The following is a 16,624-nucleotide window of genomic DNA, read 5'->3' as shown; positions in this document are numbered from 1 at the left end:
GGCGTCTCGGGATCTGCCGGCGTCGGAGGGGTGGTCTGCGGGCCGGAGGTTCTTGCGGTGGTGGGTCTCGATACGCCCCTGCGGGGCTACTCGACCAGCATGCGGGGCGCGCTGCGGGGCTGCTCGACCAGCATTCGGGAGGAACGATGACGACGGCCACTGAGACGGGGCGGCTGCTGCGCCGCGAGGCCGAGCCCGGGGTCGCGGCCGTCGCGGCCCCGGCGCCCAGGCGGCGGCGGCCGGGCGGGCAGCTCGCGGCGTGGGCGTTCCTCGCCCCGCTCGTCGTCTACCTGCTCGTGTTCTACGCCTTCCCGCTCTACCGCAACCTCGAGCTGAGCCTGAAGGACTACACGGTCCGCTCCTTCGTCCAGGGCAACGCCCCGTTCGTCTGGTTCGACAACTACGTGCAGGTCTTCCGCGACCCGACCTTCGGCCCCGCGCTGCTGCACACCGCGGTGTTCACGGGAGTCTCGCTGATCTTCCAGTTCACGCTGGGGCTGGCGCTCGCGGTCTTCTTCTACCGGCGCTTCCCGCTCGCGAGCACGCTCCGGGCGCTGTTCCTCGTGCCGTGGCTGCTGCCGCTGATCGTCTCGGCGTCGACCTGGTCGTGGATGCTGAACAGCGACTCCGGGATCGTCAACGCGTTCCTCGAGTCGTTCGGGATCGGGCAGATCAACTGGCTGACCTCGCCGTCGACCTCGCTGATCGCGGTGCTGATCGCCAACATCTGGATCGGCATCCCGTTCAACCTGGTGATCCTCTACTCCGGGCTGCAGAACATCCCGCAGGACCTCTACGAGGCGGCCTCGCTCGACGGCGCGACCGGCGCCCAGCAGTTCTGGCGGATCACGCTGCCGCTGCTGCGCCCGGTGTCGGCGATCACGATCCTGCTCGGCCTCGTCTACACGCTGAAGGTGTTCGACATCATCTGGATCATGACCAAGGGCGGTCCGGCGGACTCGTCGACGACCCTGGCGACCTGGACCTACCAGCTCGGCTTCGGCTCGATGCTGCCCGACTTCGGCCCCGCGGCGGCGGTCGGCAACCTCCTGATCATCCTCGCCCTGGTCTTCGGCCTGATCTACATCCGCGTCCAGCGGAAGCAGGCCGACGCATGAGCGCCCGGCGCCCCTGGTGGCTCACCCTCGTGGGCGTGCTGCTCACCGCGATCATGCTGTTCCCGGTCTACTGGATGATCAACGTCTCACTGACGCAGACCGGATCGATGCGGAAGGATCCGCCGGACTGGTTCCCGTTCGCGCCCACCTTCTCGGGCTACCAGGCCGTGCTGAGCGAGCAGCTGCCGTACCTCGGCACCAGCCTGATCGTCGGGCTCGGCACGGTGCTGCTGACCGTGGCGATCGCCGCTCCGGCCGCGTACTCGCTCGCGAAGCTGCGGCCGCGCGGCGGGCAGGGGCTCTCCTTCGTCCTCCTGATCGCGCAGATGATCCCGGCGATCATCATGGCGATGGGCTTCTACGCCATCTACCTCAACCTCGGGCTGCTGAACTCGATCCCCGGGCTGATCGTGGCCGACTCGACCATCGCGGTGCCGTTCGGCGTGCTGATCTTCACCGCGTTCATGTCCGGCATCCCCGACGAGCTGACCCAGGCCGCGCGGATGGACGGCGCGAGCGCCTGGCGCACCTTCACCTCGGTGATCATGCCGATCAGCCGCAACTCCGTCGTCACGGTGTCGCTCTTCGCGTTCCTCTGGGCCTGGTCGGACTTCATCTTCGCGTCGACCCTCGACAGCGGCGGGAAGCTCCAGCCGATCACGCTCGGCATCTACAAGTACATCGGCAACAACAACCAGGAGTGGAACTCGATCATGGCGACCGCCGTGGTCGCCTCGCTCCCGGCCGCCCTCCTCCTCGTCGTCGCCCAGCGGTACGTCTCGGCGGGTGTCACCGCCGGTGCCGTCAAGGACTGACCCTCTTCCTCCTAGGAGATCCTCGTGACCCTGACCACCACCGTCGCCCTCGGCGGCCCCGTCGCCCCGACTGCGGGCGCGCTCCGGCCGCTGCGCCAGGACGAGATCCGGCTGACCGGCGGCTTCTGGCAGCACTACCAGCGGCTCGGCGCGGACGCCGTGATCGGCCACTGCCTGAGCTGGATCGAGCGGGTCGGCTGGGCCGGCAACTTCGACCGCGCGGCGAACGGCGCGATCTCCTCGGCGGCCGGCGGCGACCTCCACGCGGGCATCGAGTTCGTCGACTCGGAGGTCTACAAGCTGCTCGAGGCGATGGCGTGGGAGCTGGGCCGCTCCGACGATCCGGCGCTCGCTGCGCAGTACGAGGCGCTGGTGCTGCGGGTCGCGGGGGCCCAGGACGAGGACGGCTACCTGCACACGAGCTTCGGCCGGCCGGGGCAGCGCGCGCGCTACTCCGATCTGGAGTGGGGCCACGAGCTGTACTGCTTCGGCCACCTGATCCAGGCCGCCGTGGCGCGGCTGCGCACCGGGTACGACGACCTGCTGCCGGCCGTCGCGCGGCGTCTCGCCGATCACGTGATCGAGGTGTTCGGGGCGGAGGGGCGCGTCGCGGTCTGCGGGCATCCCGAGATCGAGCCGGCGCTCGCCGAGCTGGCGCGGGCCACCGGCGACGGTCGGTACCTGGAGCAGGCGCGGCTGTTCGTCGAGCGGCGGGGCACTGGGACGCTCGGTCCGATCGCCTTCGGGCCGGAGTACTTCCAGGACGACGTGCCGGTGCGCTCGGCCGAGGTGCTGCGCGGGCACGCGGTGCGGGCGCTGTACCTCTCCGCGGGGGCGCTCGACGTCGCCGTGGAGACGGGCGACGCGGAGCTCGAGGCCGCGGTGGGGAGGCAGTGGGCGGCGACGGTCGCGCGCCGGACCTATCTGACCGGCGGGATGGGCTCGCACCACCAGGACGAGGCGTTCGGCGCCGACTTCGAGCTGCCGCCGGACCGCGCCTACGCCGAGACCTGCGCGGCGATCGCGTCGAACATGCTGTCGTGGCGGCTGCTGCTGCGCTCGGACGACGCGGTCTATGCGGATCTGATGGAGCGGACGCTGCTGAACGCCGTGCTGCCCGCGACTCGCGAGGACGGGCGCGCCTTCTTCTACACGAACACGCTGCAGCAGCGGGTGGACGGGGTGGCGCCGGACGAGAGCGTCGAGACCGACCGGGCGCAGTCGAGCCTGCGGGCGCCGTGGTTCTGGGTGTCCTGCTGTCCGACGAACACGGCGCGGACCCTCGCGAGCGTCGAGCTGAGCTTCGCGACCGCGACGGACGACGGGGTGCAGCTGCACCAGTACGGGGCGTACCGGGTGACGACGGGCGACGTGTCGCTCGAGGTGGAGACCGCGTATCCGGAGGACGGCGAGATCGCGGTGCGGGTCCTCGCGGACGCGGAGTTCGCGCTGACGCTGCGGATCCCGCCGTTCGCGCGCGGGACGGCGCTGCTGGACGGGCAGGCGGTGGACGCGGGGCTGTCGACGGTGACGGTGCGGCGGGCGTTCGCGGCCGGCGACGTGGTGCGGCTGTCGCTGCCGATGCCGGCGCGCTTCGTGACGCCGCACCCGCGGATCGACGCGGTGCGCGGGCAGGTCGCGGTGGAGCGCGGGCCGTTCGTGCTGGCGCTGGAGTCGCTCGAGCTGCCGGACGGCCTCGACACGGAGCACGTGGCGGTGGACGCCGAGGTCTCGCCGGTCGCTGTCGGCGACGGCGCCCGGGTGGCGCTCGTGTGCCGCGACGCCCCGGCGTCCGCGTGGCCCTACTCCGTGCCGGCGGAGCTCGGCGAGCGCTTCACCGCGGAGTTCCACCCCTACTACCGCTGGGCGAACCGCGGCCCCTCCACGATGCGCATCTGGACGCCCACCCTCTGACGCGCCTCTCGCGAGATGCCACTTGTGCACGCCTTTCACGGCGTGTCGCGGGCACAAGTGGCATCTCGCCGCCGGAGGGAGCGTCCTCGAACGCGCGAGCGTGCAAGCCCCGGGAGTTCGCGATTCATGCTGGTCGAGTAGCCCCGGAGGGGCGTATCGAGACCCGGCGTCCCCGGGAGGGCGGGTCTGCAGACCTGTCTGCTGAAGGTGGGGGATCTCGATACGCCCGCTGCGCGGGCTACTCGATCAGCAAAGAGGGGGCGCTGCTCGATCGGCGCGGCGCGCTGCTGCGAGATGCCACTTGTGCACGCCTTTGACGGCGTGTCGGGTGCACAAGTGGCATCTCGCGGAGGGGGTCAGTGCTCGCGGCGGGAGGGGACGTCGGCCGGGGTCTCCAGGGGGGCGTCCTGGACGGTGGCGCGGTCGGACTTGGAGCGGTCGCCGCGGGTCTTCAGGAGGCTGGCGATCGTGGCGACGGCGATCGTCGAGCCGATGAAGGTGAGCGAGAACCAGATCGGGATCTCGGGGACCCAGAGCAGCGGCTCGCCGCCGTTGATGAAGGGGAACTCGTTGACGTGCAGGGCGTGGAAGACGAGCTTCACGGCGATGAAGCCGAGGATGACGGCAAGGCCCTGGCTGAGGTAGACGAGGCGCTCGAGCAGTCCGCCGATCAGGAAGAACAGCTGGCGCAGGCCCATCAGCGCGAAGGCGTTCGCGGTGAAGACGATGTAGGCCTCGTTGGTCAGGCCGTAGATGGCGGGGATCGAGTCGAGCGCGAAGACGAGGTCGATGAAGCCGATGGCGACGATGGTCAGCAGCATCGGGGTGACGAAGCGGCGGCCGTCCTTCTTCACCGTCAGCTTGTCGCCGTGGTACTCGTCGGTGACGGGGAGGACGCGGCGCACCAGGCGCATGAAGGCGTTGTTCGAGGGGTCGCCGTGGTCGCCCTTGATCTGCTGGTAGGCCAGCACGAAGAGCAGGGCGCCGAAGAGGTAGAACACCCAGGAGAAGTTCTCGATCAGGGCCGCGCCGACCGCGATGAAGCCGCCGCGCATGATCAGCGCGATGACGATGCCGATCATCAGCACCTTCTGCTGGTAGATCTTCGGCACCGCGAACCCGGTCATGATGATGAGGAAGAGGAAGAGGTTGTCGAGCGACAGCGCCTTCTCGGTGAGATAGCCGGCGAAGTACTCGCCGCCGTAGCGCCAGTCGGCGACGAAGCCGATCCCGACGCCGAACAGCAGCGCGAGGCCGATGTAGAAGGCCGACCAGCGGGCGGACTCGCCGATGGTCGGCTCGTGCGGCTTCCGCACGTGCGCGAAGAACTCGTAGACGAAGAAGGCGATCGTCACGGCGATGGTGATCAGCCAGATGACGGGTGTGATCTGCACGGGGGTGCTCCAAGAGGGTCGGTCGATGAGGGACCAAGGTCTCCTCCGCTCCGGCCGCGACCTCTCGGAGGTGGTGGCGGAGCCGATGGCCCGGGACGCTCCTTCGCATCCGTCATGACGGGCTCACCGCAGTCGGGAGTACTCCCCTTGCTGTCTGCGATTCTACTCAGGTAGCGCGATCGCGAGGCTGGGAGAGTACCGACACGTCGCTTCTGGATCCATCCGGCTCTATATTGGATCCAGCGGCAGCGTGTCGCGCGAGAGGCGGCGCATGGCCATCCAGACGGTCCTCGGCCCGATCGAGGCGGCGGAGCTCGGCGTCGTGTCGATGCACGAGCATCTGCTGACCGACGCGAGCGCGCTGCAGCGGCCCGGCGTCGAGGCTCTCGATCCCGACGCCCCGGTCACCGCCGAGCTCGCGGCCGCCCTGCGCTGGAGCCAGCTCGCGCTGGCCGACAACCTCCGCCTCGACGACGTCGAGCTGCTCGCCGACGAACTCCGCATGGGAGCGTCGGCCGGTCTCACTGCGGCCGTCGACCTCAGCTCGCTCGGCTTCGGACCCGACCATGCGCGCCTGCCCGCCCTGTCCGGCCAGGCGGGCGTCGCGATCGTCGCCGGCTACGGCGCCTACCTCCCGCGCCTGCTGCCCGAGTGGTACCTCGCGCTCGACCTCGACGGACGCACCGAACTCTTCACCCGGGCGCTGACGGAGGCGATCCCCGGCACGACCTACCGCGCCGGACTGCTCGGCCTGATGGGCACGACCGGCGCCTTCGCGACTCCCGAGGGCGAGCAGGAGCGGATCAGCCTCACCGCCGCGGCCCGCGCGGCCGCCGCGACCGGCTCGGCGATCACCGTGCGGCTCGCCGCGGACGCCCGCAACGGGCTCGAGGTGCTCGCGCACGTCGTCGCCGAGGGAGTGGATCCCTCCCGCGTCGTGTTCAGCACGGTCGACGAGTTCCTCGACCTGCCCTACCTCCGCGACCTCGGTGCGGCGGGCGCCGTGCTGGAGCTCTGCTTCGGCAACGAGGGCGCGCACGTCGGCCGGATCCGCAACGCGAGCGACCCGCAGCGCCTGGACGCGCTGCTGGAGCTGCTCGGCACCGACCCCGGCATCCGCTGGGTGCTCGGCCACAGCACCTGGACGAAGGGCCAGCTGCGCCGCTTCGGCGGGCACGGCTTCGACCACCTCGGCGCGCGCGTCCTGCCGGGGCTCCGCGCGCTCGGCGTCGAGGACGACGTGCTGCGGCGGATGAGCGTCGAGGAGCCCGCCCGGCTGCTCGACCGGCCGTGACCGACCGGCCCTGACCGACCGCCCCGCCCCCTCGGCCCCGACGACTCCGGCCCCGACCCCGGCCCCCGATGAGAGAGACGCAGACCCCATGAGAGACACCCTCGCCCCGCTCGCGCCGATCGAGCCCTACCTCGTCGACGGCGCGTGGCTCGCTCCCGAGGGCGCGGAGCTGCTCGACGTCGTCGATCCCGCCACGGAGGAGCTGCTCACCCGCGTCCCGCAGGCCGGCCCCGCCGAGATCGAGGCGGCCGTCACCGCCGCCCGCCGCGCGCACGACGACGCGCGCTGGAGCGGGATGAGCCCGCACGACCGCAGCCGCATCCTGAACCGCATCGCCGACCTGATCGAGGAGCGCCTCGAGGAGCTCGCGGTGCTCGAGACCCGCGACAACGGCAAGCCGATCGAGCGCTCGCGCGCCGACACCGCGACCTCGGCCCGCGTCTTCCGCTACTACGCCGGCGCCCCCTCGCGGCTGACCGGCACCGTCGTGCCCGTCGACGCGCAGCACCACGTCTACACGACGCTCGAGCCGGTCGGAGTCGCGGCGCTGATCCTGCCGTGGAACTTCCCGATCATGACGGCGAGCTTCAAGCTGGCGCCGGCGCTCGCCGCGGGCTGCACCGTGGTCGTGAAGCCGGCGGAGCAGACTCCGCTGACGATGCTGCGCCTCGCGGCCCTCTGCGAGGAGGCGGGCGTCCCCGCGGGAGTCGTCAACGTGCTGACCGGCGACGGCCGGGTCGGCGCGGCGCTCACCGAGCACCCGCTGGTCAGCAAGGTCTCCTTCACCGGCAGCACCGAGGTCGGCCGCAAGGTGATGCGCGCCGCGAGCGAGGACTTCACCCGCTTGACTCTGGAACTGGGCGGCAAGAGCCCGAACATCGTGTTCGAGGACGCGGACCTGGACGCCGTCGTGCTGACCGCGATGCGGGCGTCGTTCGGCCACTCCGGCCAGATGTGCACGGCGGGCAGCCGGCTGCTGGTGCAGCGCTCGATCCTCGAGGAGACGACGGAGCGGCTGACCGCGGCGGTGCGGAGGGTCGCGCTCGGCGACGGGCTGGCCGGCGGCGTGACCGTCGGGCCGCTCGTGTCGGAGGAGCAGCGGCAGCAGGTGCTCGGCTACATCGCGCAGGGCGAGGCGGAGGGCGCGGTCGTCGCGGTGGGCGGCGGCGTGCCGGACCGGCCGGGCTACTACGTCGAGCCGACGCTGTTCACGGGCGTCACGAACACGATGACCATCGCGCGCGAGGAGATCTTCGGACCGGTCGTCGGCATCATCCCGTTCGAGGACGAGGACGAGGCGGTGTCCCTCGCCAACGACCAGACCTACGGCCTCGCCGCCGGCGTGTGGACGAACGACCTGGCGCGGGCGCACCGGATGGGGCGGCGACTGCGCGCGGGGACGGTGTGGGTCAACACGTACAACCTGTTCGACCCGGCGCTGTCGTTCGGCGGCGTGGGGGAGTCCGGGATGGGGCGCGACCTGGGCGAGGAGGCGCTGCGCTCGTTCTGCGAGCTGAAGAGCGTGGTCATCGCGCTCTGAGCCCGGCGGTGCCGGTTCGATCTGCAGGCGATCCGCGCGGGAACGCGGTTTCCGCCGCGCCCGTGCGTCTCGTGCCGGTGTGATCGCCTGCACATCGGACAGAACCCCTCCGGAAGGGTGCCGGGCCGGTGTGCAGGTGCTCCTCCGTCGTGCAGGTGCCCGCGCGTTGTGCAGGTGATTCGGCGCGGAAGCCGCTCACCGGCGCGAGGGCGGGAGGCGGGAGGGGCGGATCGCCTGCAGATCGGACGGGGTAGTGCCGGGCTCAGGCGTCAGATCCAGCCGTTCTCGCGGGCCTCGATGACGGCGCGCTGGCGGGTGTCGACGTCGAGCTTGCGCAGGATCGACGAGACGTGGTTGCGCACGGTGCCCGCGGAGAGGTGCAGCGCCCTGCCGATCTCGCCGGTGGTCTCGCCGCGGGAGCCGGCGCTCAGGACGTCGAGCTCGCGGTCGGTGAGCGGGCTGCGCGTGGTCGCGAGGGCGTCGGCGGCGATCTCGGACTCCTCTTCTGGCGCGGGTGGATCTCGATACGCCCTCTGCGAGGGCTACTCGATCAACATGAGAGGGGGAGCAGCCGGAGGCTACGTCGCCCTTCCGTCAGCCGCCCGCCTCATGCTGGTCGAGTAGCCGCGCAGCGGCGTATCGAGACCCACCGTCACCAGAAGGGCGGGTCTGCAGACTCGTCCTTCTGACGGTGGTGGATCTCGATACGCCCGCTGTGCGGGCTACTCGATCAGCATGGAGTTCCCCGCACTGACGAGGTGGCCTTTCCTGGTCAGCATGGAGTTCCCCGCTCACGAGGTGATCTCTGCTCGGAGCCCTCGGCGAGGATTCCGCGCCTGGGTCGGCAGCTCGTGCGGCGATTCCGGCACCCTCGTCACGTCTCCTCGTCGAGGAGGAGAAGAGGAGGGACGGAGCTGTGTGTGTCGAGGATGTCGGACCGGTCGAGGCCGTGTGGGCCTTCGTGAACGCCTACGACGAATGGGCCCAGCGGGGCTACACGCCGAGCATTCCGGAGGAGCTGGTGGAGGCGGTGACCGAGAAGGGGCTTCCGGGCCTCGACTCGGATGCTCGCTGGTACTCGCGGGGCAAGGTGAGGCAGGTCGGGAGCATGGTCGTCTCCGAGGTCGAGCTGCTGTCGTACTCGAGCTCCGACGCCGTCGTCGGGGCGCTCCTGGACACGACGGGCATCCGCGTCCTCGCCAACGGCAAGGAGACGTTCCGCAGCACCGAGGAGAAGGACCTGATCCACCGCGTGCGGATCGGCCTGGTCTTCGACGGCCGCTGGCGGATCGACGTGATCGACACAGTGGAGTAGCGGCAGGCGGACGCCTCGGGTGCGCAGAAGTTGTCGTAGTGGGTGCTCGGGTACGACAACTTTCGGAGAGGGAGGGGGTCCGGCGGGCGAGGTCAGGGGGTCGGCGGACAGGACGACGCGGCCAGGCGGCGGACGGCGTCGCGGGGGGCGTGGGTGACGCGGGGCGGCTCCGCGAGGAGGAGGGTCGCGCGGGTGGCGCCGTACTCGGGCCAGTCGGGGCCCGGGGCGCCGGTGGCGGCGAAGGCGGACCAGTGGCGGGTGAGGGTGTCGCGGAGGGACGTGGGGGCGGTGTCGCCGACCTCGGTGCGGGCGACGTCCGAGTCGTCGAGGTGGCGGAAGAGGAACGGCAGCTCGAGGGAGTGGCCGGCGCGGCGCGGTCCGGCGGAGGCGGGCTGCTCCCAGGTGAAGAGGTAGGCGCGGGTCGAGCCGGTGGCGCCGGCGCGGGCGTCGAGGAGGCGCTGGCTGGGCTGCCGGTAGATCGTCTCGGTGAGGCAGGCCTCGAGGAGCTCGGCACCGGACACCTCGCGGCCGAGGTCGGCGCGGAGGGCTGCGGCGAACGCCTCCGTCCGGCTGCCGCGCGACGCGGGCCAGTGCGGCAGGAGCAGCGTCAGCTCGCGCTCGAGGAGCTCCGGGGACGGGTCCGGGCCGCCGGGATCGACGAAGCCGGAGCCCTCGTTCACGTTCGTGCCGACGATCAGATCCACCGTCGAGGACGCCCCGGCGGCGACCGCGTCCACCGGCGCCGCGGGCAGCACGCGGCCGTCGAGGCTCGGCCGGAAGGCGGGCGCCGGGTTCGGGTGGCCGGCCGAGCGGCGCTCGATCAGCCGCTGCTGGGCGGCGACCACGTCCTCCCACGGCAGCGCGAGCAGCCGCGACGGGTCGTCCGCCAGGCCCAGGAGCGCGAGCAGCTCAGCGGTGACGCCCTCGCCGAAGGCCCGCGTGCCGATCCGCTCCGGGTTGCCGCTCTGCAGCACGGCCCGCTGGAAGAGCCCGGCGGCAGCGGGCGCGGCGAGCAGCGCCGAGACGAGCACCGCTCCCGCGGACTGCCCGGCGAGGGTCACCCGCGACGCGTCCCCGCCGAACGCGGCGATGCCCGAGCGCAGCCAGCGGAGCGCGGCGATGACGTCCAGCAAGGCGAGGTTCGCGGAGTCGGCGTACTCCGCGCCGAGCAGGTGCTCGAGCGTCAGGAAGCCGAGGGCGCCGAGGCGGTGGTTGACGGAGACGACGACCCTGCGGCCCGCGGCGGCGAGGCGCGCGCCGTCGGAGAGCGGCTCCGCGTTCGATCCGACGAGGTGCAGGCCGCCGTGCACCCAGACGAGCACGGGCAGGTCGCGGGCGGCGGGATCGGGCGTCCAGATGTTCAGGTGCAGGGAGTCCCGCTCGGAGACGGGCGCGTCGGCGAACGGCTGCGGCGCGACAGGCCCGCGCGAGATCGCCGGGCGCACCCCCGTCCACGGCTCCACCGCCGCGCCGGGCCGGAAGCGCTCGGCCACCCGCAGGTACGGCACGCCGAGGAAGGCGTGCACCGCGCCGTCCGGCGTCTCCAGCACCCGGCCGCGCACGATGCCCCCCGGAGTCACGACCTCGGTCATGCGGGCTGGTGCAGCACGGGCCCGTGGCCGGGCGAGAGCGTGCTCTGCAGCACGAGGGAGGAGGCGCCGATCGCCGCGGCGTCGCGCGGATTCGCCGACAGCTCGACGCTGATCGGGTGCGCGCGGCGGGCGAACCGGCGGCCCTCGAGCCGGGAGCGCAGCGCCCGCGTATAGATCGAGCCGGCGATCGCGACTCCGGGGCCGGTGAGGACGAGCGCGTCGAGGTCGAACAGGTTGGCGAGGGTGACGGCGCCGTCGGCGAGGTGCCCGGCGGATCGCTGCAGCAGCGCCTCCGCGGCGGGGTGGCCGTTGATCGCGGCGAGGCTCAGCACGTCGAAGTCGCGGGCGTTCTGCTCCACCTCGAAGGTGAGGTCGAGGTCGGCGAAGGCGGCCCGGTCGACGCTCGCGTCCTCGACGACGACGGAAGGCGCGGCGTAGCGCTCGAGGCAGCCGATGTTGCCGCAGAAGCACTCGCGGCCGCCCGGGGCGATGGTGATGTGGCCGATCTCGGCGGCGTTGGAGCTGGCTCCGCGGAAGAGCGCGCCGTCGAGCACGATGCCGGCGCCGATCCCGGTGCCGACGTAGATGCTGCCGAAGGTCTCGTGCCGCGAGACGCCGCGGCTCCAGAACTCGCCGATGGCGGCGGCCGCCGCGTCGTTGTCGAGCAGGATCGGGATGCCGAAGCCGGCACCGAGCTCCTCGCGCAGGGGGAAGTCGCGCCAGCCCTGCAGGGTGGGCGGGCCGAGGATCCGGCCGGCGGCCTGGTCGATCGGCCCGGGCGCGACGACCGCGACGCCGGCGATGGTGCGGCGGTCGAGGCCGGTGCCGCGGACGAACGCGGCGTAGCCGTCGACGATCCGCCGCGTGACCTCCTCCGGGGCCGCGAGCGCCGCCCCGCGGATCTGCTGGCGCGCGAGCACTCCGCCGCCGGCGTCGGTCGCCACGAAGGTGATCGATTCGAAGCCGAGCTGGACACCGACGCCGATCCGCGCCCGGGTGTTGATCTCGAGCATCTGCCGCGGCTTGCCGCCGCTGGCCGTGGATCCGGTCTCGCGGACGATGCCGTCGGTCAGCAGCTTGCGCACGATCAGCGAGATCGACGGCTGGGTCAGGCCGGTCGCCGAGGTGAGCTCGACGCGGCTGATCGGTCCGGAGGAGCGGATCAGGTCGACGACGAGGGCGCGGCTGCCCGGGGCCGCGGGGGTCGCCTCACGACGCGCCATGCCTGCTCCTCACCGCTCGACCGCCAGCGTACGGGACCGGGCGCCGCGGCCCGCGCCCGCGCCTACGCTGGTACCGCCCGTCCGAGAGAGAGCCGCCATGACCGATCCGAGACCGCCGCGGCCCCTCGGGCTCGCCCTCGTCCGCGCCACCGAGATCATGGGCGCCGAGCCGTACTTCCACGAGTTCATCGCGGGGGTGGAGCACGCGGTCCGCCCGGCCGGGCACTCGGTGCTGCTGAACGTGCTGCCCGACCGCGACGCGGAGATCGAGACCTACCGGCGCTGGGCCCGCGACGGCGAGGTCGACGGCGTCGTGCTCGTCGACCTGGAGGTGGACGACCCGCGGCCGGCGCTGGTGCGCGAGCTCGGGCTGCCCGCGGTGATCGTCGGCCCGCCCTCCGCGGCGCGCGAGCTGCGCGCGGTCTGGACGAACGACGACGACGCGATGCGCGACGCCGTGCAGTTCCTCGCCGACCTCGGCCACGAGCGGATCGCGCACGTCGGCGGTCCGGAGGAGCTGCTGCACACCCGGATCCGGCGCGAGTGCTTCCTCAAGGAGTGCGCCGACCGGGGGATCGAGGCGGTCGAGCGCTCGGGCGACTACTCGCGCGAGTCCGGCGGGCGGGCGCTGCGCTCGCTGACGGAGGAGCCGGAGCGGGCGACCGCGGTGATCCTGGACAGCGACCTGATGGCGATCGGCGCGCTCGACGCGGCGCGGGAGCTCGGGCTCGACGTGCCGGGGGCGATGTCGCTGCTGGCCTGGGACGACTCCGCGCAGTGCCAGCTGAGCGAGCCGCCGCTCTCGGCGGTCTCGCACGACGTGCAGGTGATCGGCATGCTGACCGGCCAGGAGCTGCTGAGCGAGATCGCCGAGTCGGCGAGCGGATCGATCGCCAGCCCGCCGGTCGTGGTGGTGGCGCGCGGCACGACGAGCGCACCCGCGCAGCCCGGGCCCCGCGGAGCCTGAGCCCCCGGGACGGTCGCGTCGACGCTGTTTCGCCATGCCCGATCTTTACATAAATTATTAATCTTTGTACTTGACGCGGGGCAGGAGCATCAGCGACTCTGGGCACGTCGCCGCGGTGATCGACTCCCGATCAGCTGCGGCGCCGAGACACGTCACCGGTCGAAGGAGCCTGGCTAACCCATGACACGTGCCCACCGCACCCCCTCCGCGTTCTCGCGGGTCCCCCTGCGCCGCTCCCTCGCCGGAGCCGCGCTGCTGGCCGTCACGGCCGGCTCGCTGGTCGTCCTCGCGCCGGCCTCGGCGCCGACCGCCTCGGCAGCGGCGACCGCCGTCGACTGGACGAGCGAGAACACCGCCTTCGTGCAGCGCGACGGCAGCGCCCTGACCCTCGACGGCGAGCGGTTCCGCGCGAGCGGCACCAACATCTACTGGCTCGGCCTCGACGAGAACGTCGGCGGCGTCGACTACCCCACCTACTTCCGGATCAAGGACGCCCTCGACACCGCCGCGCAGATGGGCGTCACCGTCGTCCGCTCGCACATGATGACCTCGACCGGGCAGAACGACGAGGACCCGCTGGCCCTGATGCCGCGCCTCGGCGAGTACAACGAGGAGGCGTTCCGCACCATCGACTTCGCCGTCGCCTACGCGGGCACCCTCGGCATCCGCCTGGTGCTGCCCCTCACCGACGAGTGGGCGTACTACCACGGCGGTCACCGCGACTTCACGACCCCGCTCGGGCTGGAGTCGGACGACTTCTACTCCGACCCGGCCGCGATCGCCGCGTACCAGGACTACGTCGACGTGATCCTCGGCCACACCAACACGATCACCGGGACGCGCTTCGTCGACGACCCGACGATCATGGCCTGGGAGCTGGGCAACGAGCTCGAGGGGATGACCCTCGACTGGATCGACGCGCAGGTCGCCCACATCAAGGAGCAGGCGCCCGAGCAGCTCGTCGCCGCCGGCCGCCGCTTCGACATCGACCCGGACACCCTCGCGGCGCCCGACCTCGACATCGTCGACGTGCACTACTACCCGCCGACCGCCGAGCGTGTGTCGGCCGACGCCGCGACGGTCGCCGGCGCGGACAAGGTCTACATCGCCGGCGAGTACGCCTCGACGGCCGCGAGCGAGGACCTGCTTGGCGCGGCCGCGGCCGACCCGAACGTCTCGGGGACCTTCTTCTGGTCGCTGTTCGGCAACAACGACCGCGGCGGCTTCGTGCCGCACGACGACGGCTTCACCCTGCACTACCGGGGCGAGACCCCGCGCGAGAAGGAGAGCGTCGACGCGATCGAGCAGTACGGCACCGCCACGGGCAGCACGCCCGGCGAGCTCGCGCTCGGCGCCCCGCTGATCACCGCGATCGAGCAGGACTACGGGATCAACGAGGTCTCCTGGCGCGGCACCGCGGGCGCCACCGGCTACCTGGTGCAGCGCTCGACCGGCGGCGAGTGGAGCGACGTGACGGACGGAGCCGTCTCGGCCTCGGCCTCGCCCGTCACCGACTACGACTCCCCGGCCGGCGCGCGCTACCGCGTCGTCCCGGTGGGCGACGACGACCAGCGCGGTCCCGCCTCCGACGCGGTCGCCGCCGCCGCCGGCGGTGCCGTGCTGGTGGACCCGCTGCAGAGCTGGCTGCTGACCGCCGGCCACGAGAACGCGGAGATCGCGCCGACTCCCGCGGGCGGCGTCGTCCGGGCGACCGGCGCCGCGAGCGTCACCTGGCAGCGCGACGGGATCGGCGCGGCGGAGTTCGTCGTCTCGGACCCGTCCGCGATCACCGTGGCGACGAGCAGCGACGGGCGGACCTGGACCGACGCCGCCACCACGACCACCGAGCGCGACGGCGCGAGCGTCGTCGCCGCGACCGGCCTCTCCGGCGACCGGGTGCGGGTGAGCTGGAGCACCGGCGTGCTGCAGCGGGCGATGATCACGAGCGCCGCCGCGCAGGTCGCGCTCGTCGATCCGCTGGACGACTTCTCCCGGACGGCGGCCCACTCCGGCAGCCTCTCCTTCGACACCGGCAATCCCGGGCTCTTCGGCGGCGACGCCTCCCGGGTCAAGCGCGACAGCGCCGACCCGGCGAGCCTCGAGTACGCCTTCGACGACATCAGCGGCGCCGACATCACCGCCTGGTACTGGCCCGACCAGCCGGTCGTCCCGCTCACGGTCGAGGGATCGGCGGACGGCGCGACCTGGACGCCGCTCGCCGTCGAGACGCGCGGCGGCGCCGGGAACTGGCGCGAGTACACCTACTCGGTCCGCGACCTGACCGGCGTGAACCGGCTCCGGATCTCCTGGCCGCAGGGCGCGGGCGAGGTCTGGACGCCGCAGATCGGCGCGGTCAGCCTGTACTCGCCGAACGCCGCGCCGTTCGGCCTGCCCGCGGCCCCCGCGCTCGGCGCGCCCGTGGACGGCACGGCGGACGTCACCGCGACGCCGACCTTCTCCTGGGAGCCGGCCGCGGACGCCGCGTACTACCGCTTCGTCCTCTCCACCTCGAGCGACCTCGCGGATCCGCTGGTCTCCGCCACCGGGCTCTCGGCCACGAGCTACCGGCCCCCGGTGGAGCTCGATCCGGAGACGACGTACTACTGGCAGGTCTCCGCGGTGAACGGGCTCGGCGCCACGGCGTCGGCGACGCGCACCTTCAGCACGGCGGCGCTGCCGACCGAGCCGGTCGTGATCGAGGACTTCGACGGCTACGCCGACGACGCCGCGCTGCAGGCCGCCTACGTCCGGAACACCGGCGGCGGGTCCCTCACGCCGACGCTGGTGCCGAGCCCCGTGAACGACACGAGCGCCGCTCGCTTCGACTACGACACCGGCACGGCCGGTTACGCCGGCACGGTGCGGACCTTCGCGGCCGCGCAGAACTGGTGGGGCTACTCCGGCCTGTCGCTCACGGTCGACGCCGACCGGGCGGTGCCGCTCGCGGTGCAGTTCGTCGCGAACGGCGCGTACTGGGAGGCGACGGTCACCCCGTCCGCCGACGGCGTGCAGCGGATCGAGATCCCGTTCGAGGAGTTCGCGCCGCCCGCCTGGGCGCCGCAGGCCGACCTCGACCTCACCTCGGTCACGCAGTACGCGCTGTACGTGAACGGCTCGGGCGCGGGCTCGCTGGTGCTCGACGACGTGGAGACCGTCGTGGCGGAGCCGAGCACGCCGACGCCCACGCCCACTCCGACCGCTCCGCCCACCGCGACGCCGACGCCGACCGCGACGCCGACGGCCTCGCCCACCGCGACCCCGACCGCGACGCCGACGGCCACGCCGACCGCGACCCCCACCCCGACACCGACGGCCACGCCCACCACCCCGCCCACCGCGACCCCGTCGCCCACTCCGACCCCCGCGCCCTCCGTGCCCTCGTGGCTCGAGTCGCTGGTGAAGAAGTACCTGCCGAACCTCTGGCAGTGGTGGCTCGGCCGCCACTAGCCGCG

General features: G+C 72.5%; 12 protein-coding genes. 8 read left to right on the top strand and 4 right to left on the bottom strand.

Features of this window, described 5'->3' with window-relative positions; all coding sequences use genetic code 11:
* Window positions 1-146 precede the first annotated feature (146 nt).
* Genes MT353_RS14425 through MT353_RS14415 form a run of 3 tightly spaced genes read left to right on the top strand, consistent with a single transcriptional unit; the run spans window position 147 to window position 3,847 of the window.
* The gene (locus MT353_RS14425) at window positions 147-1,118 is read left to right on the top strand and encodes a carbohydrate ABC transporter permease (RefSeq protein WP_243624941.1); all 972 of its coding nucleotides are present in this window, start codon (window positions 147-149) and stop codon (window positions 1,116-1,118) included.
* Window positions 1,115-1,933 (top strand): carbohydrate ABC transporter permease, encoded by an 819-nt coding sequence (locus tag MT353_RS14420; protein ID WP_159423915.1) that lies wholly within the window; start codon window positions 1,115-1,117, stop codon window positions 1,931-1,933. Before MT353_RS14425 ends, MT353_RS14420 begins: the two co-directional genes overlap by 4 nt.
* 24 nt (window positions 1,934-1,957) lie before the next feature.
* Window positions 1,958-3,847 (top strand): beta-L-arabinofuranosidase domain-containing protein, encoded by a 1,890-nt coding sequence (locus tag MT353_RS14415; RefSeq protein ID WP_243624940.1) that lies wholly within the window; start codon window positions 1,958-1,960, stop codon window positions 3,845-3,847.
* 356 nt (window positions 3,848-4,203) lie between these two features.
* On the opposite strand, the gene MT353_RS14410 is transcribed toward MT353_RS14415, so the two are convergent.
* Entirely contained in the window at window positions 4,204-5,241 is a 1,038-nt protein-coding gene (locus MT353_RS14410; RefSeq protein WP_243624939.1) for a TerC family protein, read from the bottom strand.
* 271 nt (window positions 5,242-5,512) lie between these two features.
* Here MT353_RS14410 and MT353_RS14405 point away from each other — a divergent pair, with 271 nt between their 5' ends.
* Both MT353_RS14405 and MT353_RS14400 read left to right on the top strand, forming a co-directional pair.
* Entirely contained in the window at window positions 5,513-6,535 is a 1,023-nt protein-coding gene (locus tag MT353_RS14405; protein ID WP_243624937.1) for a hypothetical protein, read from the top strand.
* Window positions 6,536-6,623: 88 nt separating this feature from the next.
* Window positions 6,624-8,075 carry an aldehyde dehydrogenase gene (locus MT353_RS14400; protein ID WP_243624936.1) on the top strand — a complete coding sequence of 484 codons (1,452 nt, stop codon included), beginning with the start codon at window positions 6,624-6,626 and terminating at the stop codon, window positions 8,073-8,075.
* A gap of 269 nt (window positions 8,076-8,344) precedes the next feature.
* Here the strand turns inward: MT353_RS14400 and MT353_RS14395 are convergent, their stop codons facing one another.
* A complete protein-coding gene (locus MT353_RS14395; protein ID WP_308197531.1) occupies window positions 8,345-8,566 on the bottom strand; it encodes a LuxR C-terminal-related transcriptional regulator in 222 nt (73 codons plus the stop codon).
* A 425-nt stretch (window positions 8,567-8,991) separates the two neighbouring features.
* On the opposite strand from MT353_RS14395, the gene MT353_RS14390 reads away from it, so the two are divergent.
* Window positions 8,992-9,390 carry a hypothetical protein gene (locus MT353_RS14390; RefSeq protein ID WP_243624934.1) on the top strand — a complete coding sequence of 133 codons (399 nt, stop codon included), beginning with the start codon at window positions 8,992-8,994 and terminating at the stop codon, window positions 9,388-9,390.
* Between the two features lie 92 nt (window positions 9,391-9,482).
* On the opposite strand, the gene MT353_RS14385 is transcribed toward MT353_RS14390, so the two are convergent.
* Together MT353_RS14385 and MT353_RS14380 are read right to left on the bottom strand one after the other, a co-directional pair.
* Window positions 9,483-10,982, bottom strand: a complete 1,500-nt coding sequence (locus MT353_RS14385; protein WP_243624932.1) for a carboxylesterase family protein — start codon at window positions 10,980-10,982, stop codon at window positions 9,483-9,485.
* Complete coding sequence (locus MT353_RS14380) at window positions 10,979-12,205, bottom strand: ROK family transcriptional regulator (protein ID WP_243615812.1); 1,227 nt, start codon at window positions 12,203-12,205, stop codon at window positions 10,979-10,981. The genes MT353_RS14385 and MT353_RS14380 overlap by 4 nt, the downstream gene beginning before the upstream one ends.
* 97 nt (window positions 12,206-12,302) lie before the next feature.
* On the opposite strand from MT353_RS14380, the gene MT353_RS14375 reads away from it, so the two are divergent.
* A complete protein-coding gene (locus tag MT353_RS14375) occupies window positions 12,303-13,172 on the top strand; it encodes a LacI family DNA-binding transcriptional regulator (RefSeq protein ID WP_243615811.1) in 870 nt (289 codons plus the stop codon).
* A gap of 180 nt (window positions 13,173-13,352) precedes the next feature.
* Window positions 13,353-16,619 carry a carbohydrate binding domain-containing protein gene (locus MT353_RS14370; RefSeq protein ID WP_243624931.1) on the top strand — a complete coding sequence of 1,089 codons (3,267 nt, stop codon included), beginning with the start codon at window positions 13,353-13,355 and terminating at the stop codon, window positions 16,617-16,619.
* Window positions 16,620-16,624 lie beyond the last annotated feature (5 nt).

The organism is Rathayibacter sp. VKM Ac-2927 (assembly GCF_022815525.1).
Classification (GTDB): Bacteria; Actinomycetota; Actinomycetes; order Actinomycetales; family Microbacteriaceae; genus Rathayibacter; species Rathayibacter festucae.
This window is presented reverse-complemented; position numbering and strand designations above follow the sequence as displayed.

What these genes read in the sequence shown, in the direction of transcription:
- MT353_RS14425 (WP_243624941.1), top strand. Translation starts at nt 147, where the DNA reads ATGACGACGGCCACTGAGACGGGGCGGCTGCTGCGCCGCGAGGCCGAG.
- MT353_RS14420 (WP_159423915.1), top strand. Translation starts at nt 1,115, where the DNA reads ATGAGCGCCCGGCGCCCCTGGTGGCTCACCCTCGTGGGCGTGCTGCTC.
- MT353_RS14405 (WP_243624937.1), top strand. Translation starts at nt 5,513, where the DNA reads ATGGCCATCCAGACGGTCCTCGGCCCGATCGAGGCGGCGGAGCTCGGC.
- MT353_RS14400 (WP_243624936.1), top strand. Translation starts at nt 6,624, where the DNA reads ATGAGAGACACCCTCGCCCCGCTCGCGCCGATCGAGCCCTACCTCGTC.
- MT353_RS14385 (WP_243624932.1), bottom strand. Translation starts at nt 10,982, where the DNA reads ATGACCGAGGTCGTGACTCCGGGGGGCATCGTGCGCGGCCGGGTGCTG.
- MT353_RS14380 (WP_243615812.1), bottom strand. Translation starts at nt 12,205, where the DNA reads ATGGCGCGTCGTGAGGCGACCCCCGCGGCCCCGGGCAGCCGCGCCCTC.
- MT353_RS14375 (WP_243615811.1), top strand. Translation starts at nt 12,303, where the DNA reads ATGACCGATCCGAGACCGCCGCGGCCCCTCGGGCTCGCCCTCGTCCGC.
- MT353_RS14370 (WP_243624931.1), top strand. Translation starts at nt 13,353, where the DNA reads ATGACACGTGCCCACCGCACCCCCTCCGCGTTCTCGCGGGTCCCCCTG.